The 23,673-nt window shown below is 31.9% G+C and carries 24 protein-coding genes and 1 tRNA gene; 11 read left to right on the top strand and 14 right to left on the bottom strand.

The window, feature by feature from the left end; all coding sequences use genetic code 11:
- Positions 1-61: 61 nt before the first annotated feature.
- The gene (locus tag ACNO7W_RS12180) at positions 62-1,045 is read right to left on the bottom strand and encodes a UDP-glucuronic acid decarboxylase family protein (RefSeq protein WP_417938346.1); all 984 of its coding nucleotides are present in this window, start codon (positions 1,043-1,045) and stop codon (positions 62-64) included.
- A 395-nt stretch (positions 1,046-1,440) separates the two neighbouring features.
- On the opposite strand from ACNO7W_RS12180, the gene ACNO7W_RS12175 reads away from it, so the two are divergent.
- The gene (locus tag ACNO7W_RS12175; protein ID WP_417938345.1) at positions 1,441-2,517 is read left to right on the top strand and encodes a glycosyltransferase; all 1,077 of its coding nucleotides are present in this window, start codon (positions 1,441-1,443) and stop codon (positions 2,515-2,517) included.
- Here ACNO7W_RS12175 and ACNO7W_RS12170 read toward each other — a convergent pair.
- The 7 genes from ACNO7W_RS12170 to ACNO7W_RS12140 form a co-directional block, all read right to left on the bottom strand.
- Positions 2,486-3,790 carry an O-antigen ligase family protein gene (locus ACNO7W_RS12170; protein WP_417938344.1) on the bottom strand — a complete coding sequence of 435 codons (1,305 nt, stop codon included), beginning with the start codon at positions 3,788-3,790 and terminating at the stop codon, positions 2,486-2,488. The genes ACNO7W_RS12175 and ACNO7W_RS12170 overlap by 32 nt on opposite strands.
- Positions 3,753-4,493, bottom strand: a complete 741-nt coding sequence (locus tag ACNO7W_RS12165) for a hypothetical protein (RefSeq protein WP_417938343.1) — start codon at positions 4,491-4,493, stop codon at positions 3,753-3,755. The genes ACNO7W_RS12170 and ACNO7W_RS12165 overlap by 38 nt, the downstream gene beginning before the upstream one ends.
- Positions 4,494-4,559: 66 nt before the next feature.
- The gene (locus tag ACNO7W_RS12160) at positions 4,560-4,799 is read right to left on the bottom strand and encodes a hypothetical protein (protein ID WP_417938342.1); all 240 of its coding nucleotides are present in this window, start codon (positions 4,797-4,799) and stop codon (positions 4,560-4,562) included.
- Positions 4,800-5,053: 254 nt separating this feature from the next.
- Entirely contained in the window at positions 5,054-5,320 is a 267-nt protein-coding gene (locus ACNO7W_RS12155) for a hypothetical protein (RefSeq protein WP_417938341.1), read from the bottom strand.
- Between the two features lie 9 nt (positions 5,321-5,329).
- A complete protein-coding gene (locus tag ACNO7W_RS12150) occupies positions 5,330-7,009 on the bottom strand; it encodes a DUF6909 family protein (RefSeq protein WP_417938340.1) in 1,680 nt (559 codons plus the stop codon).
- A 35-nt stretch (positions 7,010-7,044) separates the two neighbouring features.
- On the bottom strand, positions 7,045-8,532 hold the full coding sequence (locus tag ACNO7W_RS12145) for a GH3 auxin-responsive promoter family protein (RefSeq protein WP_417938339.1): 1,488 nt from the start codon (positions 8,530-8,532) through the stop codon (positions 7,045-7,047).
- Between the two features lie 33 nt (positions 8,533-8,565).
- Entirely contained in the window at positions 8,566-9,078 is a 513-nt protein-coding gene (locus tag ACNO7W_RS12140; RefSeq protein ID WP_143387297.1) for a peptidase, read from the bottom strand.
- A gap of 213 nt (positions 9,079-9,291) precedes the next feature.
- On the opposite strand from ACNO7W_RS12140, the gene tatA reads away from it, so the two are divergent.
- A complete protein-coding gene (gene tatA, locus ACNO7W_RS12135) occupies positions 9,292-9,471 on the top strand; it encodes a twin-arginine translocase TatA/TatE family subunit (RefSeq protein WP_417938338.1) in 180 nt (59 codons plus the stop codon).
- A gap of 41 nt (positions 9,472-9,512) precedes the next feature.
- Here the strand turns inward: tatA and ACNO7W_RS12130 are convergent, their stop codons facing one another.
- Complete coding sequence (locus ACNO7W_RS12130; RefSeq protein WP_417938337.1) at positions 9,513-11,636, bottom strand: Tex family protein; 2,124 nt, start codon at positions 11,634-11,636, stop codon at positions 9,513-9,515.
- Positions 11,637-11,757: 121 nt separating this feature from the next.
- Between ACNO7W_RS12130 and ACNO7W_RS12125 the strand changes: the two genes are divergently transcribed.
- Positions 11,758-12,042 (top strand): DUF1294 domain-containing protein, encoded by a 285-nt coding sequence (locus tag ACNO7W_RS12125; RefSeq protein ID WP_235890187.1) that lies wholly within the window; start codon positions 11,758-11,760, stop codon positions 12,040-12,042.
- On the opposite strand, the gene rpiB is transcribed toward ACNO7W_RS12125, so the two are convergent.
- Both rpiB and ACNO7W_RS12115 read right to left on the bottom strand, forming a co-directional pair.
- A complete protein-coding gene (gene rpiB, locus ACNO7W_RS12120; RefSeq protein WP_143387293.1) occupies positions 12,032-12,460 on the bottom strand; it encodes a ribose 5-phosphate isomerase B in 429 nt (142 codons plus the stop codon). The genes ACNO7W_RS12125 and rpiB overlap by 11 nt on opposite strands.
- Before the next feature lie 724 nt (positions 12,461-13,184).
- Complete coding sequence (locus tag ACNO7W_RS12115; protein WP_143387292.1) at positions 13,185-13,418, bottom strand: DUF2007 domain-containing protein; 234 nt, start codon at positions 13,416-13,418, stop codon at positions 13,185-13,187.
- A gap of 119 nt (positions 13,419-13,537) precedes the next feature.
- On the opposite strand from ACNO7W_RS12115, the gene rnr reads away from it, so the two are divergent.
- Genes rnr through ACNO7W_RS12100 form a run of 3 tightly spaced genes read left to right on the top strand, consistent with a single transcriptional unit; the run spans position 13,538 to position 17,117 of the window.
- Complete coding sequence (gene rnr / locus ACNO7W_RS12110) at positions 13,538-15,730, top strand: ribonuclease R (protein WP_417938335.1); 2,193 nt, start codon at positions 13,538-13,540, stop codon at positions 15,728-15,730.
- 5 nt (positions 15,731-15,735) lie between these two features.
- Positions 15,736-16,401, top strand: coding sequence for a head GIN domain-containing protein (locus ACNO7W_RS12105; protein WP_417938333.1), 666 nt, complete (start codon positions 15,736-15,738; stop codon positions 16,399-16,401).
- A 38-nt stretch (positions 16,402-16,439) separates the two neighbouring features.
- On the top strand, positions 16,440-17,117 hold the full coding sequence (locus tag ACNO7W_RS12100; protein WP_143387289.1) for a LysE family translocator: 678 nt from the start codon (positions 16,440-16,442) through the stop codon (positions 17,115-17,117).
- Between the two features lie 656 nt (positions 17,118-17,773).
- On the opposite strand, the gene ACNO7W_RS12095 is transcribed toward ACNO7W_RS12100, so the two are convergent.
- Both ACNO7W_RS12095 and folB read right to left on the bottom strand, forming a co-directional pair.
- Positions 17,774-17,844: transfer RNA gene (locus ACNO7W_RS12095), tRNA-Cys, on the bottom strand.
- Positions 17,845-17,948: 104 nt separating this feature from the next.
- Positions 17,949-18,308 carry a dihydroneopterin aldolase gene (gene folB, locus ACNO7W_RS12090; protein WP_143387288.1) on the bottom strand — a complete coding sequence of 120 codons (360 nt, stop codon included), beginning with the start codon at positions 18,306-18,308 and terminating at the stop codon, positions 17,949-17,951.
- Between the two features lie 127 nt (positions 18,309-18,435).
- Between folB and ACNO7W_RS12085 the strand changes: the two genes are divergently transcribed.
- The 4 genes from ACNO7W_RS12085 to ACNO7W_RS12070 all read left to right on the top strand — a co-directional run bounded on the left by ACNO7W_RS12085 (position 18,436) and on the right by ACNO7W_RS12070 (position 21,860).
- Positions 18,436-20,538: a glutamine--tRNA ligase/YqeY domain fusion protein gene (locus ACNO7W_RS12085; protein ID WP_417938332.1), complete on the top strand. Its 2,103-nt coding sequence runs from the start codon at positions 18,436-18,438 to the stop codon at positions 20,536-20,538.
- Positions 20,539-20,845: 307 nt separating this feature from the next.
- Positions 20,846-21,178, top strand: coding sequence for a YtxH domain-containing protein (locus ACNO7W_RS12080; RefSeq protein WP_417938331.1), 333 nt, complete (start codon positions 20,846-20,848; stop codon positions 21,176-21,178).
- 43 nt (positions 21,179-21,221) lie between these two features.
- A complete protein-coding gene (locus tag ACNO7W_RS12075; RefSeq protein ID WP_143387285.1) occupies positions 21,222-21,572 on the top strand; it encodes a phage holin family protein in 351 nt (116 codons plus the stop codon).
- A gap of 3 nt (positions 21,573-21,575) precedes the next feature.
- On the top strand, positions 21,576-21,860 hold the full coding sequence (locus tag ACNO7W_RS12070; protein WP_417938330.1) for a DUF6327 family protein: 285 nt from the start codon (positions 21,576-21,578) through the stop codon (positions 21,858-21,860).
- Between the two features lie 30 nt (positions 21,861-21,890).
- Here ACNO7W_RS12070 and ACNO7W_RS12065 read toward each other — a convergent pair whose 3' ends face one another.
- Positions 21,891-22,880, bottom strand: a complete 990-nt coding sequence (locus tag ACNO7W_RS12065; protein WP_144064534.1) for an SPFH domain-containing protein — start codon at positions 22,878-22,880, stop codon at positions 21,891-21,893.
- A 77-nt stretch (positions 22,881-22,957) separates the two neighbouring features.
- Here ACNO7W_RS12065 and ACNO7W_RS12060 point away from each other — a divergent pair, with 77 nt between their 5' ends.
- Complete coding sequence (locus ACNO7W_RS12060) at positions 22,958-23,599, top strand: PorT family protein (RefSeq protein WP_417938329.1); 642 nt, start codon at positions 22,958-22,960, stop codon at positions 23,597-23,599.
- Positions 23,600-23,673: the final 74 nt, after the last annotated feature.

The following is a 23,673-nucleotide window of genomic DNA, read 5'->3' as shown; positions in this document are numbered from 1 at the left end:
AATTAGTGAATGTATTCGATACTATTAATTTAAAAATGAATCCAAAAATGCTATTCTTTCGCTATTTAATATAACCCGAAAAATCTTTATGTTCCTCTTTAGAAAGTTCTTCTTTGGACAATGATTTAAAATAGTCATAGGTAATTTTCATTCCTTCTGCGCGATTTACTTTGGCTTCCCAACCTAACAACTTTTTTGCTTTTGTAATATCGGGTTGTCGTTGCAAAGGATCATTTATTGGTAAAGGAAAATAAACCACTTTCTGATTGGTTCCGGTCAGTTTTATAATTTCTTCAGCAAAATCTTTAATGGTGATTTCGTCCGGATTGCCAATATTTACAGGAAGAACATAATCAGAATGTAATAATCTGAAAATACCCTCAACCTGATCATCAACATAACAAAAAGAACGCGTTTGCATTCCATCCCCAAAAATAGTTAAGTCTTCCCCACGAAGCGCCTGACCTATAAATGCTGGAATAACTCTACCATCATTGAGTCTCATTCTTGGACCATAAGTATTAAAAATTCGAACGATCCGAGTTTCTACTCCATGAAAAGTATGATACGCCATGGTTATCGATTCCTGAAAACGCTTCGCTTCATCATAGACCCCTCTTGGTCCTATTGTGTTTACATTTCCATAGTACTCTTCGGTTTGTGGGTGAACCAATGGATCTCCGTATACTTCAGAAGTGGATGCAATAAGAATTCTGGCTTTTTTTACTCGTGCCAAACCTAAAAGATTATGCGTTCCAAGAGAACCCACTTTTAGCGTTTGTATTGGAATTTTTAAATAATCTATTGGACTTGCAGGCGATGCAAAATGCAAAATATAATCTAACTGGCCCGGAACATGAACAAATTTGGTAATATCATGATGATAAAATTCGAAATTCTCCAGTTTGAACAGATGTTCTATATTTTTTAAATCTCCAGTAATGAGATTATCCATTCCAATGACAAAATAGCCTTCTTTAATAAAACGGTCACAAAGATGTGATCCTAAAAATCCAGCAGCTCCGGTGATAAGTATTCTTTTCATAAATCAATTTTACGATTGCAAGGTATAAATTATCAAGGAAACTATGGCGTTTTACTTGCTGCAGATTCAATAAATTTTAGACATAAATTTAATTATTATTAACCCGTTGGGTGCAATTATTCAAAACGTCAGTTCGAGTGTTTTTTGTGGAGTAAAACGGAACAAAAAATATATCGAGAACCGTTTTTAATAATAATTTTCTAGTTCTCGATATAATTTTCTGTCGAAAATCACTCGAACTGACGAAAATTATCATCAAAAACTAATTACACCCAACGGGTTATTATTAGTTAATCTACTTCGGAAGAATTTATTTTTTCTCCCTATTGCAGCTCAAAAAAGAAGTATCGCTAGTTCTATTTTATCTATTTTTGTGTAACTAAAAAAGCCCTATTTTGAAAGTTGTCCATGTTGTCGAAGCGGTAGCCGGTGGAGTTCATACTTATTTCAAAGATTTATCCTTTTTTTTTGGAGATCATGAAATAAATGAGACCATCAACACCACTATTATTTATAGTGGCAATCGAAAAGAAATTGATTCGGAAAAAATAAAAGAGGAATTTTCAAACGGCGTTTCGCTTATTGAAGTAAGCATGGTTAGGAATTTTTCTCCTATTAAAGATTTAAAATCAACACTAGAATTAACTGCAGCACTCCGAAGACTAAATCCCGATGTTATCCATCTCCACTCTTCAAAAGCCGGAGTTCTGGGAAGACTTGCCTGTTTTCTATTATTAAAAAAAAAGAAAGTGTTTTACACTCCTCATGGCTATTCTTTTCTTCGAACAGACATTTCAATTTGGAATAAAAAAATATATTGGATAATTGAAAAAGGCTTTCAGAAACTATTTGGAGGCGAAACGATTGCTTGCGGTGATACCGAATATGAAATTGCAAAAAAAATAGGGAAATCTTCTTTAGTAAGAAACGGCATTAACATTGAATATGTTACTAAAAAGAGTGCAGAATATAAAAATGAGGTCTTAACAATTGGGATTGCAGGACGAATCACTTTTGCAAGAAATCCGAAACTTTTCAATGCTATTGCCCTAAAGTTTCCGGATTTTAATTTTATTTGGATTGGTGATGGCGAATTAAGACCTGAAATAACCGCACCAAATATCCGAATCACCGGATGGTTCTTGGAAAGAGATCATGCCTTGAAAGAACTCAATGCCATTGATATTTATATCCAAACCTCGCTTTGGGAAGGATTGCCCATTGCGGTCTTAGAAGCAATGGCAATGAAAAAGCCTGTCGTAGCAACCAATATAATCGGCAATAAAGATGTGGTACGTCATAATGAAACAGGATTTCTTTTTAATGAAATAGATGAACTCAGTACTTATTTCGAAATTCTAAAGGACGAAAAGACAAGAAAAATATTTGGAGAAAATGCGTTAGAAAGATGCCATAATTTATATGATAAAAACAAAAACTTTAAAAAACTAATTCCTCTTTACCAGCGGTAATTTTCTCCTGCAGCCAATAACTTCCAAAAATAGAGAACCACAAACCACTAAATGCAATTCCGTCAAATCGAAGCAAAAAATCATCGGTAAGATTCGAAGTGAAAAAGATAAAAAAGAAAGCAATAATAATGGCATTCTTTACCCTAAAACCTAAATAGCCAATGGAGAAAATGTACAAAAAAACTACTATTGGGCCCAAAATCCCATATTTTAATAAAAAATCAAGAAACTGATTGTGAGTTGGAAATTCATATTTTGCCAAAAAATGTTGATTCGTTTGCTTGTAATAATTGTCTAATTCAGGTTTTCCATCAGAAGCTCCAACTCCAAAAGGCAGGTTTTTTAACGAAAGTTCCCATGCTGATTTCCAAATAGAAACACGGGTAACAAATGAATTAAATACTTTTATTTCAGGATTTTCTATGGCATCAAGTTTCCCAATTTTATCCATATAAGCAAATGTTGCCGCTGTGTATTTCTCTTTCATATAAGGGTTTTTTTGGACAAACAGCAAAAAGATGCTACCCAATACAACCAATCCGACAGCTGCTATTCCAATGCCCTTTTTAAAATTATATTTTCTGATAACCTGATAGAAAAAAACCAAAACAAAACCAATTAGCATATTAAACAAGGCCATTCGAGTATTCACAAAAAGGACAAAAAAGAATGATAGTCCAAAAATGGCGAAATTGACAATTTTAATGAGGACACCTTTTCTTTCACGAAAGGCATTAAAAACAAAATAAAGATTAATAATAGCCCCAAAGGACAAATGCATGTTTAGCGCCGGTGCATGAATTCCGATGCTATTAGAAAACTCGTATCCCATTTCCCATAAATCAATTCCATTTAGATATTTATTCATTAAATCCGGAACTATAACCGTAAAACGGATAAAGAAAAAAAGTATAATGCCTGTTGTAAAAAATGAATACAATTGTGTCAGTTTAAAGAATTTAATTCGCTGGAAATTACCCAAAATGAACAATGGAAAAATAAGCAAGGAAATGCTTTTTTCGATAGATTTTATTCCCATTAAATAAGAATCATTGTTCCAGAAAAGTAAAATTTCCAATAGTAATGGTGAAGCGATAACTGCCCCCAGCAACAACGATGTTTGGGTAAACTTTAATTTTTTTATAAAGAATAAATTAAATACCGCAAAAAGAATAATTAACCAGGTACATGGTTTTCTAAAAATCATCGTAATTGCAATAAAAAACAGAAAGGCATTAAATATTTTGTTGAAGTTCTTTTCTGAAATATTCATAATATAAAGCATAATAAATTAGAGGAAAGACTCCTATTTTATGACGTGTTGCAGTACCTAAATCCGGTTCGAAAATACCTTGAACTATAAAATAAGAAAATAAAATAAGTACCGTCCAAAGTAAATACCGATGTTTTTTCCGGTCAATCAGACAACGAGAAAAACGTACAAAAAGAATATAGAACAGTAGAATTTGCCAAATTATAAACGCAATAATTTGAGGTGAAAAAATATGTTTAAACCCTTCCAAAGGAATGTTAACAGCAAAAAATCCATATACAATTCCAACAGTTTCTCCATACCAAGTGTCAGTTCTAATAGGTGAAACGATTATTGAATTGGCATCTTTAGAATTCATTCGACCCCTATTTACCACATCACGGGAACTCTCTGATAAATACTTGCCTTTTATAACGCCAGCACTTAATGATATAAAAATTGCAATTAACAATCCATAAAAAACAGAGGAAAGCGCTCTGTTTTGAAAATCAATTAAGGTTACAAAATACATCCCAATGGCTATTACTGGAATCAGTAAAAAGTAGGAACGAAAAAAAACACCAAAAAAAGCCACGATCATTAAAGTTATAACGACCTTGTATTTTGATGGTATCCTCGCAGAATGAAAGACAAATGGTATGATTGCCAAATAAATAAAAGTTATAAATTCTTTTGACGGCATAGCGATAAAAATGGCTATCATAAAAAACCCAATATATACCAAAACGTTTTTACATTTATTTTATGGAAATTGGTCGGTATTCCTATTTTATAAAGAAGATAAATTAGGATTGGATATTGTATTTTGTCGAATATTACTAATTGAAATTTTTTGAGCCCCTCTAAAATAAGGACTTGTATTCAAATAGTTTAATATGGGTTCAACCGTTCTTTTTTGGCTTGTTATTCCTTGTGTCGAAAGGATAATTGTATGAAAATCATAGTTCTTACTTATTGAGGTTTCCTTAGCTATTGTTTTTAAATCCCCATTTTGTGCCATTAGTTGCAATAGTTCTAAATTTTGACCCTCATTGTTAATAAACTTGTATATATCGACAATAGGTTCAATTGAAATTTTATTAATTTCTTGTGTATTTTTAATGCCAATTGACTTTTAAAAAAAAAATCTTTTTCTGCAATTTTAGAGGCTAATAAATCAATCTTAAGTAATAGGAACGATATATTGTCGCATATTATAATGTCAAACCCTCAATAAAGACTGAGGTTTAGTTAAAAAACAAATATGACATTATTTCAATCTCATTACTTAGAATATAAATAATCCGTTGATTTAAAATTTGGTGCAACTATAATTTGATGTTCATAGTTTTTTTCTGTTTGGTCTAAAAACAATCCTAAACCTACTCCAACTATCAACAAAATCGAAACTACAATCCCATTTTTTACAAAAAACTGAATGCATCTGAATAAAAAGGTATTAAATCTTTGAAGAAGACTCCTAATTTTCTTAGAAATTTGCGATAAATCAATCTCCTGATCCTCCAGGTTATTGGGTACGTTTTTATTCATTCTACTATTCTATTTTGCGTTGAAAATTTGTTCCAATATCTTAATGGTAATCAAGTACGTTGGTTTTACACCTGTGGTTCCCAGTCCGCCAGAAGCCAATGTGCTTCCTGTTTCTAGTGGATTATCTGATGCATAATAAGCATATCTTACTTTTATATCCAGAGGAACGCTTTTTCTGATTTTTGATGCCGATTGAATGGCTTTTTGATAATAGGAACCTTCCATTTCTAAACCAATAACACCCCAAGTCGATTCGTGAAAAAACTTTAATAAATCCCTGTTTTGTAATGACGTTCCTAGTACAGTAACCATTGGTCCTGCAAAAACTGCAATATCATTCCCTTCAAACATTGCTGCCGATAATTCATTGTGGAAAAAATAATTATCTGCCGTTCCCTCATTGATGTGCGCATTCGGAATCATGATATCTCCTTTTCCACCTTCCAGAATCCCCGCTTTTCCCATGATGGAAACCGATTCCACATTCAATAAGGTCTCTTTTTTATACGGTTTTAATAATTCGTCAATCGTTTCATACGCTTGCTCGCCAAAAGCGTAATCCATGACAATTAACACCGGTTTTTTATCTCCTGTATTTGCTGTTGGAAATGAGGTTTTGGCCCAGTCGATTTTGGCAGTATCAAAAATTTGCACATCTATATTAGTTCCTGAAGTATCCGGTAACGAAATCATTCCGTATTTCAAAGCCACTTCTTCCACTTGATTGCGAACTTCATAAGCACCCGATTTACTCAATTCTTCATAAATAAAGAAATCTGATTTGTCTTTAAACTTTGTTTTTAATGATGGCATCGCAAATATAGAGTTCATTACACTGTGCATATTGGCGCTAATCACATGAATTGGGCGATCTAAAAGTTGATTTTCTTTCAAAACCTCCTTGATGTTCGTTGCCCATATTTCGCCATGAATATGATGCCCCAATCGTTCTCTTAAAATAGGGCTGAATGTTATGGTTCTTTTGTTGTCATCAACAATTTCTTCTATGGCTAATTTCCCCAACCAATAAATAACATGTAAAAAGCGATCTGGTGTTGTTACGGATCCAAATGTGTCATAAATATCTAAAACTTCCTCAAATGTCCTCCCTAGAATGTTTGATGCATGTGAAATCGCTTTTTCTTTTTCTACAAGAGTCAATTTTTTGTTTTGGGAAACAGCTTGTTCCAGTTTAAACCAATCGCGCGACACTTCTCCTGCATCATCAAGTAAAACCCTGTTTCTTATTTTATGGGATTCAATAAAAATGAACGTTAAATGCGTCAAAATATCATAGATGTCTGAACGTCCACGCGTAATTTCCACATTCATTTGCTCCTCGTCAATTCGATAACAATTACGGCGCCTTTTTGGTGGAACAATAGCTTGAAAATGGGATTTGGAATACCCTTCTTCCGAAGTTAAATTAATGAATCTACATTCTTCAATTCCTGTAGGCAGCCGTTCTATAACATACAAAAGACCATTTAACTCCACTTTTTCTTCGCCAATATTTCCGTAGATTTCTGGACGTAAGGCCAACAAAGCTTCTCTCAAAGTATCACCTGAGACACCCATCGGTTTATAAAATCCTCTATTAAACAAATGACGCATCGTGATGTACATTTTTTCAATGGCTGCTGATGATTCCTGTGCTCTGGATCTCGATATATGTTTAGTCTCTTTCATTATTTTTTATTTTCTAAAACTCAAATGTAAACTTTTTATTTTTTGTTTAATAAATCCACAATGCTTCTATCATTAGAAAGTCTTGGGATTTTATTTTGCCCGCCCAGTTTGCCTATCGATTTCATATAATCCTGAAACCCGTTTTTGGCCACTTTCGTAATCACAACTTTTCGCAATACGTGTCCCACAATCAAATCGTCGTAATATACGTTTTGTTTTCGCATGGCATTGTCTATCGCTTCCGCAAAAGTTGCGCTGTCTTCCGGTTCGTTCTCAAATTCAATGAACCATTCGTGATACGGTAATCCTTCCGTTGGTGTGATTTGTGGTGCAACAGTAAATTCATTTATTCGAATATTAGTCCCAATTATAGCTTCCTGCAACGCACTTTCTACTTCTTTTCCAATAACATGTTCTCCAAAAGCCGAAATATAATGCTTGATTCTTCCCGACACAATCACACGATAGGGTTTTAATGAAGTAAACTGGACGGTATCACCAATATTATAACCCCAAAGTCCAGCATTGGTAGAAATTATTAAAACATAATTCACACCTAATTCCACTTCACCAATGGTATAACGTCTTGGTTTTTCGGCATAGAATTCGTCACTTTTTATAAATTCATAAAAAATTCCAGCGTTCAAAAGCAGCAACATACCCTTTTCTTTTTGGGAATCCTGATAGGCAAAAAATCCTTCCGAAGCAGGAAATAATTCAATACTATCTACTTTTCTGCCTATTAGATTTTCAAATTTAGCGCGATACGGTTCGTAATTGACACCTCCGTAAATAAACAAATTAAAGTTTTTAAAGATTTCTCCCACCGGCTTCCCTCCTTTTTGCTGTAATTTTTCAAAATACATTTGCACCCAAGATGGAATTCCTGAAATCACCGTCATATTTTCATTGAATGTTTCTTCAACAATCGCATTTACTTTGGTTTCCCAGTCTTCAATACAATTCGTTTCCCAAGAAGGCATTCGGTTTTTTTGTAAATATTTTGGAACAAAATGAGCTACAATTCCAGATAATCTTCCCAGTTTTATACCGTACTTTTCTTCCAGAATAGGACTTCCTTGAAGGAAAATCATTTTTCCGTCAATAAAATCCGCTTTTCCCGTTTCATGAATATAATGCAAAATAGCATTTCGAGCCGCTTCAATATGAAAAGGCATCGATTCCTTGGTCAACGGAATATATTTTGCTCCAGATGTTGTTCCCGATGTTTTTGCAAAATACAACGGTTTCCCTTTCCAAAGAATGTTTTCCTCCCCTTTTACCACCTTATCAACATACGGTTTCAACTCTTCATAATCCCGAATAGGGACCTTAACCGCAAAATCGGCACTTGATTTAATGGTATGAAAATGGTGGTCGATGCCAAATTCAGTTCCCTTAGCTTCTTTGATTAATTGTTGTAAAACCTTGTTTTGGGTTTCCACGGGATTATTGGCCCAAGCTTGCGTTTTTTTATAAATTTTAAGTGCAAATAGTTTTGCTGCAACTGATTTTATTGACATTTATGTTCTTTAAAAAATTGAAAAGATGTTTTTTTATTTCGTTTTTCTGCTACTCCCCTTCGGGAAGGCTGGGAGGGGATTTTTCTCTTCTTTGTCCACTTGTTCTCTTAATTCTAATTCCTTTTTTGAAGCAGATAAATCCACTGGAGGCTGAACTTCTTCAGTTGCTGCAAGAATGGAATCTTTATTGAATTTTGCGTATTCCAACTCTCCTGTTAATACTTTTTGAATTGATTTAATGTAGGCTTCATTTTTCTTTAAAGCATAAGACAAAGAATCTGCTTTTAAAGCCAATTGGGTTGCATCTCTTTTAAGTTGAGAAGAAGAATATCCCGGAATAAATTCACGTAAAGGTGTAAAAGCAATGATAAAAGTGGTAATCGTTATAATAATTATTGTACTCAAAGAAGCAAACACAAAGACATTCATCAAAGTAAGTTTTAAAGAAAACGTTTCCTCAAAAGTATCCTCGTTTAAAATTATTAAACGTCTTTTATTGAAGAGATTTTCTTTAAGTTTGCGCCGTTTTAGCCGTTTTTTGGACATCCTTTTTTATTATTCAACAAATATAACAATTATTGTCATTGATTGTATTCGCTTGCTTTTGTACCGCTATTCTTAACCTGAATTTATTTTTAATAAATTTTTAACGCTTTTGAAACCAAATAAATGAATTAAAATGAGTTCCTATTAACTAATTCTATATACCTTTGTCTTTAGATTTATTACAAATTTGCTACGGCAATAAATTATTCAATCATGGGAAGATTAGGTGTTACAGAAATCCTTGTTATATTGGCTATTGTTTTATTACTTTTTGGAGGTAAAAAAATTCCAGAACTAATGAAAGGTCTAGGAAGCGGAATAAAAGAATTCAAAAACGCTGCTAAAGACAGTCAGCCAGCTGATAAAAAAGAAGAAGAAGAAGAAACAAAATAAAAAAAAGCCTTTTCATAATTTGAAAAGGCTTTTTTTTATTCTTATATTATCATACTCAACTGAATACGCTTTCTTTCCTCATCGACTTCCGTCACTTTTACCTGAACGTGTTGGTGTAATTTCACTACTTCATTCACATCACTCACAAAACCCGATTTGAGTTGTGAAATATGTACCAAACCACTTTCTTTTACTCCAATGTCCACAAAACAACCAAAATTGGTAATGTTATTCACAATTCCTGGCAAAATCATTCCCGTTTTTACGTCTTTTATCGTTTTTACATTCGGATCAAATTCAAATACTTTGGCTGATTTTCTGGGGTCTAATCCTGGTTTTTCAAGTTCTTTGATAATGTCTTTTAAACCTAGCAAACCTATTTCTGGGGTAATGTAATTCTCTGGTTTTATTAAAGCCGTTTTTTCTTTGTTCCCAATCAAATCATTCACCGTCAATTTCAAATCTTTTGCCATTTTTTCCACAATTCCATAGGCTTCCGGATGCACTGCTGAATTATCCAATGGATTTTTTGCATTCGAAATTCGAATAAAAGCAACCCCTTGTTGGTACGCTTTTTCACCTAAGCGAGGTACTTTTTTGAGTTGTTTTCGGTCTTGAAAAGGACCGTTTTCAGAGCGATATTGCACAATATTTTCGGCCAACTTCTCTCCTATTCCACTCACATAACTCAACAAGTGTTTACTCGCCGTATTGATATTTATCCCAACAGAATTCACGCAGCGAATCACCGTGTTATCCAATTCCTCTTTTAACTTATTTTGGTCCACATCGTGTTGGTATTGGCCTACGCCAATGGCTTTAGGGTCAATTTTCACCAATTCAGCCAATGGATCACTCAATCGTCGCCCTATAGAAACCGAACCACGAACCGTAACATCATAATCGGGAAACTCCTCTCTGGCAATTTTTGATGCGGAATAAACAGATGCTCCGGCCTCAGAAACAATAAAAACGGGAACTGGTTTGTCAAAAGCTATTTTCTTGATAAAGAATTCCGTTTCTCGGGAAGCTGTTCCGTTTCCTATGGAAATCGCATCAATTTTATAAGAATTGACCATCGAACGGATTTTTTTCATTGCCATCGCTTCCTCTTTTTGAGGCGCATGCGGATAAATGGTTTCATTGTATAACAAATCCCCTTTTTCGTCCAGACAAACCACTTTGCAACCACTTCTAAATCCTGGATCAATCGCCAGAATTCGTTTTTCACCCAAAGGCGGTGCTAATAATAACTGTCCAAGATTATTCGCGAAAACCTGAATAGAATTGGCATCGGCCTTGGCTTTTGCTTCTTGCAAAGCTTCATTTGAAATCGCAGGATTTAATAATCTTTTAAAACTATCCTCAATTGCCAATTGTATATGAGGCGTTGTGCTATTTTGGCTTTTTAAAATCAATTCATCAATAATATCATAGGCTTCATCCGTATCAACTTCGATTTTCATTTTCACAAAACCTTCATTTTCGGCACGAAGCATGGCCAATAAACGATGAGATGGCGTTTTGCTTAATGGTTCCGACCAATCAAAATATTGATCAAATTTTTGTGCTTTCTCATCCTCTTTTTTGGTCTTTACAACCTTTGTGGTAATTGTAGCTTTTCGCTGATACAATCTTCGGAGTTGTTTTCGAACATAAATATTTTCATTAATCCATTCCGCAATAATGTCTCTGGCACCTTGTAGCGCCGCTTCTTCATTAATCACATTTTCATTCAAATACTGTGTTGAAATAAAATCAATAGCATCATTATTTTGCGCCATGATGATTTTCGCTAAAGGCTCTAATCCGTTTTCACGAGCGACATCGGCTTTGGTTTTTTTCTTCTTTTTGAATGGCAGATAAAAATCTTCCAGTTCCTGTAAATCAAAACTTTGCTGGATTTTTTTCTCTAATTCTGGACTAAGCGCATTTTGTTCCTGAATTAATTTTAAAATCGCTTCTTTGCGTTTTACAATAACTTCATATTCTTTTTGCAGTTTGGCAATTTGCTCAATTACCACTTCGTCCAGATTACCGGTTTTGTCTTTTCGATAACGTGAAATAAAAGTAATCGTACAATCCTCATGTAATAATTGAACCGTATTCTGAATATTAATTGCGGCTGTTGTAACAGCTGTAGCTATAAATTGTATATTAGTCATCCTGTAATTAGATAATTTTAAATGTTTTAACTTGAAAAATGTTTAATTAGAAAAAAATGAAATCGTCTAATTAATTTTTTAGCTAAAATAATAGCTTTAAACTTGAAATTTATAATCAATTATGACTTTATTATATAGTTTTTTAATCTTGAATATTTTAACTTTTATAATTACTGCATATGATAAACGATTAGCAATTGCCAATAAAAAAAGGATTTCCGAAGAAACCCTTTTAACATTTGTTGCTTTTGGCGGTACAATTGGTTCGGCATTAGCCATGTATATTTTCAATCATAAAACTTCTAAAAAATACTATCTTTTTAAGTTTTACAAAATTGTAATTATCCAGATTTTAATTGCGGTTGGATTATTTTATTTTTATGAAAAAATAGTTACTAACAGCTAATTTTATTCACTCTTGTTTGATGTCTTCCTCCTTCAAATTTAGTATCCAAGAAAGCTTCCACCATTTCTACTGCTTGTGGAATTGAAGTGTAACGTGCAGGAATACTGATAATATTAGCGTCATTATGTTGACGGGCTAATACTGCAATTTCTTTCATCCAGCATAAAGCAGCACGTACTTTAGACTGTTTATTTACTGTCATTGAAATTCCGTTACCGCTTCCGCAAATAACAATTCCAAAATCAGCCTTTCCTTCAGAAACATCTATAGCAACCGGACGGCCAAAATCAGGATAATCTACACTATCTGCAGAATCAGTTCCATAATTAGTTACTTCATGTCCTTTTGCTTTTAACATTTCAACAATGGCGTGTTTGTATTCTGGACCAGCGTGATCGTTTCCTATGGATATTTTCATTTTTAATATGTTAAGTTGTATGGTGCAAATTTAAATAAAGAAATTTAGTTTTGTTGAATTTAAATCTCGCTTTCTTTAATAGATTAATTCAATTCAAATAAGTCATTAAAAATTAAAGTAAATTGTAGATGCTATAACTATCAGATTGCTATTTGATTAGGCTTTATTAACAATTCTAATAAATCTATAAATAGCTGTGGATCAATGTAGATTTTATATTTAAAATGTTAATTTTTCACATTGTTAATAGCAAAACTTAATTGCTTGATATTCAGTTAACTTTATATCAACATAAGATGTTCATAACTTTGGATAGAATATTAGAAGTTTTTTTTGGTTGTAACCAAAAAATAAGTAATCCAAAACCCACATTAGAAATCCAAATTTTGTTTGTTGAATTTTTAGAATAGTTATCATTATAAAAAAGTAGTTTATCAACAAAAATTCAAAAAGTACTTATTTACAAAAACAATTCTATTAGAATTATTAACCATTGTTAATTAAAATTTAAAAACACTTTAAAACTAATCCTTTACCCTAAAATAGTATTGTTGATAAGTCGGTATAACAACTTTAAACTTCATTTCAATACCTTTTAAAATAAATTTATTGTAGCTATTAACAAGCTATAATAACAACCAAAAAAATAATTTAAATTTAATTTTTCTTTTTGTTTATATTAATATATGTTGACAACTTTGAAAAATAAAACATTCAAATTGAATTAAACGATGGTTAGATTGTTATTCAAATGATCTAAAATTTCCTGAACCTTTTCAAAATCGTTTAGATGAACTTTTAATTTAATTCCGCCTAAAGCATTTGAATAAAAAGGAGCCACGGATAATGTAGTTTCATTTTCAAAAAAATAAGGGATTTCCTCTTGATCTAAAATATGTTTCAGAACTACAATTTCATGCGAATAATTAAAAATAGCAATGGTTTGAAATTCTTCCATTTTAATTGTTTTTATAAAGATACAACTATTCTGTAAAGTTATATTTTCTTTAAAACTGCTAACCGTTTATTGATAACGATTAACTATTTCGTAATTTTATACGCTATAAGAAAAGATGTATGAGTAAAAGATTAAGAAAGCCGATCAAAAAAGAGAAAGATTTCTCTGATAAAATATTAAAAATATTGTCGCAAAGTGCTAATAAAGCATTCAATTATAAACAAATAGGTGCAAAGCTGGAACTCGATGATACCCAAAGCAGAAATCAAATTATAAAAGATTTGAAGATTCTGGCTTCTCAAAATAAAATTATAGAATCAGAACCTGGAAAATATTTAGTAAAAGCAGTCAGTAAAGATTATTACGAAGGTAAGATTGATATGACAGGTCGTAAAACAGCTTATTTTGTTTGTCCAGATTTAGAAGAAGATGTCTTCATTCCAACCAATAATTTAAATCACGCTTTAGATAAAGATATTGTAAAAGTATATGTTTACAATAGAAGAAAAGGGAAAAGACCTGAAGGTGAAGTGATTGAAGTGATTGAAAGAAATAAAACTGATTTTGTGGGTGTCATTGATATCCAGAAAAACTTCTCTTTTGTTTCTACAGCCAATCCAAAAATGTACACGGATATTTTTATTCCAAAAGATAAAATAGGAGCCGCAGAGCAAGGCGATGTGGTTTTAGTTCATATTGAAGATTGGCCAGACAGAGCGGATAGTCCTTTTGGAAAAGTAATTAAAGTATTAGGGAAACCAGGAGAACATGATACGGAGATTCACGCTATTCTTGCTGAATATGGTTTGCCAGCTGAATTTCCTATTGAAGTGGAAACCTATGCTCAAAAAATAGATACATCGATAGAAGCAAGTGAAATTGCCAAACGTCGTGACATGCGTGATACGTTGACTTTTACGATTGATCCAAAAGATGCCAAAGATTTTGACGATGCCTTATCATTTAAAAAATTAGAAAATGGTAATTACGAAATTGGTATTCATATTGCCGATGTTTCATATTATCTTGAAGAAGGAACAATCTTGGATGATGAGGCGTATCAAAGAGCTACTTCAGTTTATTTAGTGGATAGAGTAGTACCAATGTTACCTGAAGTATTATCGAATTTTGCTTGTTCATTACGACCAAATGAAGAAAAATATACCTTTTCAGCTATATTCGAAATTACTGAAAAATCACAAGTGGTCAATCAGTGGTTTGGTAGAACAGTAATTTTTTCAGACCAACGATTTTCTTACGAAGAAGCGCAATATATCATAGAGACGAAAGACGATATTATTCCGGAAGAAATTGCAATAACTGGAAGTTCATATCAAGTTGCTGAGGAAATTGTATCAGCTACTTTAAAACTCGATGAATTAGCTAAAATTTTTAGAAAAAGAAGAATGGCCGAAGGGGCAATTTCTTTTGATAAAGTAGAAGTAAAATTTAATTTAGATCAAAATGGTGAACCTCAGGGAGTTTATTTTAAAGTTTCAAAGGATGCCAATCATCTGATTGAAGAATTCATGCTTTTGGCTAATAAAAAAGTAGCAGAATTCATTGGAAAACAAAAGAAAACTTTTATTTATAGGATTCACGATGAACCAAATGAAGATAAATTAATTGCTATGCAAACAGTAATTGCAAAGTTTGGTTACAAAATTGATTTCCGTAATAAAGGAGATATTTCAAAATCATTGAATGCTTTAATGGAAGAAGTCAATGGTAAAAAAGAGCAAAACTTAATTGATACTTTGGCTATCAGAAGTATGAGTAAAGCCAAATATTCTACTGATAATATAGGGCATTACGGTTTAGCATTTGATTATTATTCCCATTTTACATCACCAATTCGTCGTTATCCGGATGTAATGGTACATCGATTGTTGCAGCATTATTTGGATGGAGGAAAATCTGTAGATGAAGAAACGTATGAAACGAAATGTGTTCATTCTTCAACTATGGAAGGGTTGGCTACAAATGCGGAGCGAGATTCTATTAAATATATGCAGGTAAAATACATGCAAGATCATCAGGATCAAGAATTTTTAGGAGTAATTTCCGGTGTTACTGAATGGGGAATTTATGTAGAAATTATAGAGAATAAATGTGAAGGAATGTGTAGAATTCGAGATATAAAAGACGATTACTACACATTTGACGAAAAACAATATGCACTAACAGGCGCAACTTCGGGTAAACTATTACAATTAGGAGATGAAATTTACGTTAAAGTAAAAAATGCCGATTTAGTTAAAAAACAACTGGATTTTAATTTTTTAAGAAGAATTGAAGAACCATTAAAGTAAAAAAAATGAAAAAATTAGTGATTATTGCTTTTGTATTATTAAGCCAAATAACAAATGCCCAAGTAACCAGAAACTTAGGAGATTTTGATGAATTGAAAGTATTTGATAAAATTAATGTAAAATTAATTTCATCCTCAGAAAATAAAGTTGTTATAACAGGGGACAGAGCGGATGAAGTGGAAACAGTAAATAAAAATGGGGAATTAAAAATCAGAATGCCATTTCCACAATTATTATCAGGTAATAACATTGTGGTAAAACTGTATTTTAAAAACATTGAAAGTATTGTTGCAAACGAGGGAAGTTACATTTCAGGAGAAGCAACGTTCAAACAAACCATATTGGATTTGAATGCGAAAGCCGGATCAGAAATAAACATTGATATAAATGTTGATAAAGTGAATGTAAAAGCGAATGCAGGAGGAATAATTGAATTATCAGGAAAAGCATTAAATCAAGATGTTGTTATTACATCTGGAGGAATTTTGAAAGCAAGTGAATTGCATACTTCGCAAACATCAATAAGCGTTGCTGCAGGAGGAAAAGCAGAAATCTATGCTACCGCTTTAGTTGATGCAAAAGTGAAAGCTGGTGGCTCGATTTACATTTATGGAAAACCAAAACAAATTAATAAAGAAGTTTTCATTGGTGGTACAATCATAGAAAAATAATAGTTTTGCAATTCTATTCTGATAAATTTTAATTTTTAATGATAAACGATATTTTATCCGGTATTCCTTGGGGAATTTTTTTAAGTTTTATGGTTGGTCCTGTTTTTTTTATTTTACTTGAAACGAGTATTATAAAAGGGTTTAGAGCCGCATTAGTTTTTGATTTAGGAGTTGTTTTAGGCGATATTGTTTTCATTGGGATAGCATATTTAGGCAGTTACAGATTAATTCAAAGTTTAAAAGATAAACCCGCTCTTTTTATTTTTGGAGGAATATTGATGTTAGTTTACGGTATAATTTCCTTTGTAAGATTAAAAAAAGAAGAAAAAATAAATACTGAAGCAATAGATAATGAGATTATAAGAAAGAATTATGGAAGTCTTTTTTTAAAAGGATTTTTATTAAATATTATCAATATTGGAGTTCTTGGTTTTTGGTTAGCCATTATTATTTCTGTAGGACCAAAATTAGAAATGCAAACGTCTAGAATGACAACTTTTTTTATTAGTGTAATACTATCTTATTTACTTATTGATTCCATCAAAATAGTATTGGCCAAACAATTAAAAAGAAAATTAACACCGAATAATATCCTTAAAATTAAGAAAGGAATCAGTATCGTGATGATGGTTTTTGGGATAGTTTTAATAACACAAGGATGGTTTCCAAAAGAAAAAGAAATGGTAAAAAATGCATTCGAAAAAATTGAGAAATAAAAGATTTTAACTCTTATTTTCCTTTATTAAAATAGTAAAGCCTTGATTCTAAATATATAGAATCAAGGCTTTTTTACTATCGAATATTTTATACCATTTTAGTTTTTACTTTAATAAAATTGAATATAAGTGCTTTTTAGTTTTAAAGAATTAAGTTTCATTAATAAATATTATGCTTGTCCGTAATAATACCTAAAAAAGTTTTTTGCCACGAATTACACGAATTAACTCTAATTTTAAATTAATCAATCAAAAAATCTGTGCCAATCCGTTTAATCTGTATAATCTGTGTGCTATTTTTAGCCGCTAGGTAACATTGCCGATAAGCATAATATTTATTAATGAAATTTAATTTTCTAAATATCTTAATGGTTTACAATAGAGAATGTTTTATATTTTTTCTTAAAAATTAGCCATAAAAAAACCTCCAAATTACTTTGGAGGTTTTAGAGGTATCTCCCGAAGCTTCGGGACGGATTCGAACTATACCTTTATTTAATTTTCCCTAAAAATTAGCCATAAAAAAACCTCCAAATTGCTTTGAAGGTTTTAGAGGTATCTCCCGAAGCTTCGGGACGGATTCGAACTAAAACTTTATTTAATTTTTCTTAAAAATTAGCCATAAAAAAACCTCCAAATTGCTTTGAAGGTTTTAGAGGCATCGTCCGGATTCGAACCGGAGTAGGAGCTTTTGCAGAGCCCAGCCTAGCCGCTCGGCCACGACGCCGTAGTTGAACGGATGGCAAAAGTACTTAAAAAGTTTAATGTTTAAAAGTTTAAAGTTTAAAAATTTCAAAAAATATTTATTAAACCCTTTGAAATATTTTTAATTTAACTTCTATATTCTTCCATTTCTATTGTAACCGCTTCAACGTCACCACCAATAGGAGGATTTAATTTTGAAACACCTAGAATAACTCTCGAAATTTCTGGAACTTCTTTCAAAATTCTTGCTATAATACGTTGTGCAACATGTTCTAGTAAGTTCGCTCTGATAGCCATTTCTTCAACTACAATTTGGTTTAATAATACATAATCAACCGTATCAACAAGGTTGTCAGTAATTGAAGATTGTCTCAAATCTGTTTTAACTTTTAAATCAACTGAATAATCAGAACCAATTTTTCCTTCCTCAATCAAACAGCCATGATAGGAGTAGGTTCTAATATTTTTTAGTTTTATAAATCCCATAAATTTTTGTTTAAAGTTTAAGGTTTAAGGTTGGTGGTGCTAACTTTTAACTTTTTATAGGTTTCCAGAGAAACTTTAAACTTTAAACCTTAAACTTTTTTTATCTTTGCTAAAATTAAACAAAAAAATGTCAACCGAAGAAAAATCACTCCATTTTATAGAACAAATCATTGAAGACAGTTTATCTAATGGTTTTCCACAAGATAAATTACGTTTTCGTTTTCCACCTGAGCCTAATGGGTATTTACACATTGGTCACGCTAAATCCATTTGCTTAAATTTTGGTTTAGGATTAAAGTACAATGCGCCAGTTAATTTGCGTTTTGATGATACGAATCCAGCCAAAGAAGAGCAGGAATATGTAGATGCAATCAAAGAAGATTTGAAATGGTTGGGTTTTAATTGGACCGAAGAATTGTATTCTTCTGATTATTTTCAGCAGTTATATGAATGGGCGGTTGCCATGATTAAAAATGGAAAAGCCTATATAGACAGTCAATCTTCTGAAGACATGGCTGCTCAAAAAGGAACGCCAACTCAACCTGGAGTTGATGGACCTTATAGAAACCGTTCAGTTGAAGAAAACATTACTTTATTCGAAGGAATGAAAAATGGTGATTTCCCTGAAGGAAGTCATGTTTTACGTGCTAAAATTGATATGACTTCGACTAATATGTTGATGCGTGATCCATTGATGTACCGTATTTTACACCGTCATCATCATAGAACAGGAAATGATTGGAATATCTATCCAATGTATGATTATGCACACGGAGAAAGTGATTATATCGAACAAATTTCACATTCTATTTGTACACTTGAATTTGTAATGCACCGTGAATTATACGATTGGTTTTTAGACCAGATTTACGATGACTCAAAAGTGAGACCACATCAATATGAGTTTGCTCGTTTGAACTTGAATTACACCGTAATGAGCAAGCGAAAACTCTTGCAATTGGTTCAGGAAAATATTGTAAATGGTTGGGACGATCCAAGAATGCCTACTATTTCAGGATTGAGAAGAAGAGGATATACAGCGAATTCTATTCGTAAATTTTGTGATATAATTGGTGTTGCCAAAAGAGAAAATATAATTGATTTTTCACTTTTGGAATTTTGTTTACGTGAAGATTTAAACAAAACAGCTCCAAGAGTTATGGCAGTTTTAGATCCAATAAAATTGGTGATTATAAATTATCCTGAAGATAAAGAAGAATGGTTAGAAGCTGAAAATAATCAGGAAGATGAAAGTGCAGGATTTAGAAAAGTTCCTTTTTCAAGAGAATTATACATTGAAAGAGAAGACTTTTTAGAAGAAGCTCCGGCTAAATTTTTCCGATTGAGTTTAGGCAGAGAAGTGCGTCTTAAAAATGGGTATATCATTAAAGGAGAAAGTGTTGTAAAAGATGCTGCAGGAAATAGTATTGAAATTCATGTAACGTACGATGAAGACAGTCGAAGCGGAAGTGGGAGTGAAGCCAGTCAAAGAAAAGTGGCCGGAACCTTGCATTGGGTTTCTATAAAACATGCAATTGAGACGGAGGTTCGTTTGTATGATCGTTTATTTATTGATGAAGCACCAGACAGTCATAAGGAGAAAAATTTCTTGGAGTTTATGAATCCTAGTTCTTTACAAATTGCAAAAGGATTTGTTGAACCAAGTTTAGCAACTGTTGCATCAGGAGAAAAATTCCAATTTCAACGTTTGGGTTATTTCAATGTTGATAAAGATACTACCGAAGGTAAAATTGTCTTTAATAAAACCGTTGGATTGAAAGATGCATGGGAAGAAAAAGGCAAGAAAGAAGAAAATTTATTGATGAATACTCAAAAAGAAATCAATAAATATGTAAAAGAAAAGGACGAAAACAATGCTAATTTGATTATAAATCGTATTGTTGATAACATAAAAAGTATTGATAATTACAGTTTAATCATTCAGACAATTGTCAAAAATATTAAAAATGACAATAACTCATTGTTGTTTTCTAATTTGATTTTGCATTATTCAGATAAAGTAAAAGTGAAAGATATCGAAGTAGAGTCTTTGACAAAATTATATACGATGTCATTAAAAAGTCAAATGGCTGCCGTTAGAATTTTGGCTATTCAGAATTTGCAAAATGATTTGAATAATTTCAGTCTTTTCGAAACTCAACTTTCAGAATTAAAAAAAACAGAAAAAACAGAAAAAGTTTTGGAATTATTAAATAATCTAAAATTATAAGACATAATTTAAAATATAGATTTTAACAATGAAAAGAGCTTTTTATAAGGCGCTTTTTTTATTATTGATGTTTTTTATTATAATTCAATTTATTATAAGATTTATTAATTAAAAACAACTTAAATAAATTAGATTTAAAGCCTTTTTTTGAGTTTTACGAGTTCCAATATACTTGTTAAAGATTTGTTTCAATAGCGTGTTTTATTTCGTTTTTTAACCTTGTTTAAAATAAATTAACGGCTTGTTAACAGCTATATGTTAATAAAATTCGTAATTTTAGATTATTAACAATTAAAAATGGAATATCATGTCGAATAACGCGGGAAATACATTAATAGCTTTATTAACTGGTGCGGCCATTGGAGCCGGGATTGGAATTTTGTTTGCTCCGGATAAAGGTACAAGAACAAGAGAAAAATTTAAAGATGGTTATGATGATGCCAAAAGAGATTTAAAACATAAATTCGAAAATGCATCAAATGAATTGAAAAGCAAATTTTCTTGTGACAAAAAATACGATCTACAAGATACTTATGAAGATTTGATTTCAAATGTGAGTCATAAAGCAGAAGACGTGATTTCTTTTTTAGAAACAAAATTGGCGGAATTGAAAGAACAAAACGCCAAACTTCAAAAATAATATTGGTTACTGATACTAACTAATTGATATTAAAAACAAAAACATGGCTTTTGAAGAATTAAAAGAAAATGCTGAGAACATTCATGACCAAGTGCATGCGTACATTGAAAGCAATGTGTCTTATTATAAATTAAGGGGGTTTAAAGTTGCAATGAAATCGACCACCATGATTTTGAAATTCACATTAATTTTATTGTGTTTCGGCATGGTTTTGTTATTTTGTTCTATCGCTGCCGCTTTTGCAATAGGTGTAGCTTTGGATAGTTATGCGTTGGGTTTTTTAATCGTTGGAGGAATTTATCTTATTTCAACGGGACTTTTATTTTTGGTTAAAGATAAAATCATTGAAGGACCCATTTTGGAGAAATTTTCAGAAATATTTTTTAACGACTAAATTATGGAAACCAAAAAATATTCTTCATATGCTCAAATTGATAGGGAACTGGAAATTTTGAAGATTGAAAAAGAAATCAATTATCAAAAATTGGTTTTTGGTCTAAAAAAAACTAAGGAAAGCTTTACGCCACAAAACATTGTAAGTGATCTGTTAGGAACGTATAGTTCAGCTGCAGCTGCATCAAATCCTTACGGGGCTATCATAAATACAGCGGTTCCTTTTATACTAAAAACGGCTGTTCCTTTCATTAAAAATTGGTTATCAAAAAGAAAAAGAGGCGATTAAGCCTCTTTTTTATTTAAATATCTCCATTTATTATATTTCTATTTCAGGATTTTCTGGAGCTTGTGGTGCTTGATAACCCGTTTGAGGTTCATCAATTTTCGGTTTTGGTTTTCTGCTGCGTTTCTTCATCATTTCGCCCACTTGATTTGATGCGCTAAAAGAAGCAATCATATTATTCAACATATCACTTCCAGCTTGTGGAGAATTGGGTAATAAAATCAAATTAGAATTTGTATCTGCACCTATGGCTTGTAAGGTGTCGTAATGTTGTGTTACGACAATTAAAGCTGAGGCTTCCTGGGAGTTTATCCCAACTCTGTTTAATATATCCACACTTTCCACTAAACCACGAGCAATTTCTCTTCTTTGGTCTGCAATACCTTGTCCTTGCAAACGTTTGCTTTCTGCTTCCGCTTTGGCCTTGGCAACAATTCTAATTCTAGATGCTTCTGCTTCAAATTCTGCAACAGTTTTTTCTCTATCCGCTGCATTAATTCTGTTCATCGCATTTTTTACCTGAATATCGGGATCAATATCCGTTACCAATGTATTGATTATTGTATAACCATAAGTAGTCATCGCTTCGTTCAATTCTCTTTTTACAGCAATGGCAATATCGTCTTTTCGCTCAAAAACATCATCTAGTTTTAATTTTGGTACTTCGGCACGAACCACATCAAACACATAAGACGTAATTTGATCGTGTGGGTATTCCAGTTTGTAAAAAGCATCGTAGACAGTTTCTTTTACGACCATAAATTGAACTGAAACTTTCAATTTCACAAAGACGTTGTCTTTGGTTTTGGTTTCAATAATAACATCCAACTGTTGGATTTTTAGATTGACACGTCCGGCAATTCTGTCAATTAAAGGAATTTTAAGTTGCAGGCCTGATTGTCTAATGCTTAAAAATTTTCCGAATCGTTCAACAACAACAGAGGTTTGCTGCTTGACGGTAAAAAAAGCAGAAAGGAAAATAAATAATCCGAATACGAGAAAAATAATTAATGGAATGTCCATAGTAAGAATAATTTAGTTAAAAAATTACTGTTAAATTACAAAAAAACTTTAGGTTTGTCTTTGTTTAATCTAATTTTATGAAAAAGAAATATCTTACTTTAGTTTTTATTTTGATTTCGATAACTGTTTTTGCTCAATATGACTATAGGGATTCTAACAGAATTGGGATTAGTTTTGGTGTCAATCAATTTATTTTGAACACAAATAATTTCCAAACTAAACCTGCCACAGGATGGAATGCCGGACTTTCTATGCGAGGAAATTTCTATAATAATTGGGATATGGTCTACGCAATGCAATTTAGTGAAAATAATTTTTCAGTTGCTACAAAAAGTCTTTTTTTAGCAAATGAAGATGTAAATTATAAACTGGCTTCTGCTCAAATAGCATTGCAATTGAGTTATAAACTTATCGAAAATCATTTGAGTGTTGAGTTTGGGCCTTTGGTTCAAGTAAACGGAAAATTTAAAGTAGATAGCGAAAATGAAAATAATATAATTTCAGGAACTACTTTGCTGGCCAAAGATATTGTAGATATTTCCAAGTTTAATTTTTATCCAACAGTTGGAATCACTTTTGGTGTTCGTCATTTCCGGGTTAATGTTTCCTATCAATATGGAATCAATAACATGCTTGAAAATTTGAAAAACAAAAATTTAGGAGTAAATTTCAAAGGTAATCCGGGAATTATAAATGGAAATTTGATTCTTTATTTATAAAAGAAAAGCCTCCAATCCAGATTTCAGGATTGGAAGCTTTTTGTCATCAAACCCTTTCAGAGTTTCAAATTCTG

The sequence above is a fragment of the Flavobacterium sp. ZB4R12 genome (assembly GCF_048276375.1).
Classification (GTDB): Bacteria; Bacteroidota; Bacteroidia; order Flavobacteriales; family Flavobacteriaceae; genus Flavobacterium; species Flavobacterium gawalongense.
Note: the sequence above shows the minus strand (reverse complement) of the source record. Positions and strands in the feature narration are given on the sequence as shown.

Bases quoted from the DNA above. Each gene is read 5' to 3' on its own strand.
- ACNO7W_RS12180 (WP_417938346.1), bottom strand. From the start codon at position 1,045: ATGAAAAGAATACTTATCACCGGAGCTGCTGGATTTTTAGGATCACAT.
- ACNO7W_RS12170 (WP_417938344.1), bottom strand. From the start codon at position 3,790: ATGAATATTTCAGAAAAGAACTTCAACAAAATATTTAATGCCTTTCTG.
- ACNO7W_RS12165 (WP_417938343.1), bottom strand. From the start codon at position 4,493: ATGATAGCCATTTTTATCGCTATGCCGTCAAAAGAATTTATAACTTTT.
- ACNO7W_RS12155 (WP_417938341.1), bottom strand. From the start codon at position 5,320: ATGAATAAAAACGTACCCAATAACCTGGAGGATCAGGAGATTGATTTA.
- ACNO7W_RS12150 (WP_417938340.1), bottom strand. From the start codon at position 7,009: ATGAAAGAGACTAAACATATATCGAGATCCAGAGCACAGGAATCATCA.
- ACNO7W_RS12145 (WP_417938339.1), bottom strand. From the start codon at position 8,532: ATGTCAATAAAATCAGTTGCAGCAAAACTATTTGCACTTAAAATTTAT.
- ACNO7W_RS12140 (WP_143387297.1), bottom strand. From the start codon at position 9,078: ATGTCCAAAAAACGGCTAAAACGGCGCAAACTTAAAGAAAATCTCTTC.
- tatA (WP_417938338.1), top strand. From the start codon at position 9,292: ATGGGAAGATTAGGTGTTACAGAAATCCTTGTTATATTGGCTATTGTT.
- ACNO7W_RS12130 (WP_417938337.1), bottom strand. From the start codon at position 11,636: ATGACTAATATACAATTTATAGCTACAGCTGTTACAACAGCCGCAATT.
- ACNO7W_RS12125 (WP_235890187.1), top strand. From the start codon at position 11,758: ATGACTTTATTATATAGTTTTTTAATCTTGAATATTTTAACTTTTATA.
- rpiB (WP_143387293.1), bottom strand. From the start codon at position 12,460: ATGAAAATATCCATAGGAAACGATCACGCTGGTCCAGAATACAAACAC.
- ACNO7W_RS12115 (WP_143387292.1), bottom strand. From the start codon at position 13,418: ATGGAAGAATTTCAAACCATTGCTATTTTTAATTATTCGCATGAAATT.
- rnr (WP_417938335.1), top strand. From the start codon at position 13,538: ATGAGTAAAAGATTAAGAAAGCCGATCAAAAAAGAGAAAGATTTCTCT.
- ACNO7W_RS12105 (WP_417938333.1), top strand. From the start codon at position 15,736: ATGAAAAAATTAGTGATTATTGCTTTTGTATTATTAAGCCAAATAACA.
- ACNO7W_RS12100 (WP_143387289.1), top strand. From the start codon at position 16,440: ATGATAAACGATATTTTATCCGGTATTCCTTGGGGAATTTTTTTAAGT.
- folB (WP_143387288.1), bottom strand. From the start codon at position 18,308: ATGGGATTTATAAAACTAAAAAATATTAGAACCTACTCCTATCATGGC.
- ACNO7W_RS12085 (WP_417938332.1), top strand. From the start codon at position 18,436: ATGTCAACCGAAGAAAAATCACTCCATTTTATAGAACAAATCATTGAA.
- ACNO7W_RS12080 (WP_417938331.1), top strand. From the start codon at position 20,846: ATGTCGAATAACGCGGGAAATACATTAATAGCTTTATTAACTGGTGCG.
- ACNO7W_RS12075 (WP_143387285.1), top strand. From the start codon at position 21,222: ATGGCTTTTGAAGAATTAAAAGAAAATGCTGAGAACATTCATGACCAA.
- ACNO7W_RS12070 (WP_417938330.1), top strand. From the start codon at position 21,576: ATGGAAACCAAAAAATATTCTTCATATGCTCAAATTGATAGGGAACTG.
- ACNO7W_RS12065 (WP_144064534.1), bottom strand. From the start codon at position 22,880: ATGGACATTCCATTAATTATTTTTCTCGTATTCGGATTATTTATTTTC.
- ACNO7W_RS12060 (WP_417938329.1), top strand. From the start codon at position 22,958: ATGAAAAAGAAATATCTTACTTTAGTTTTTATTTTGATTTCGATAACT.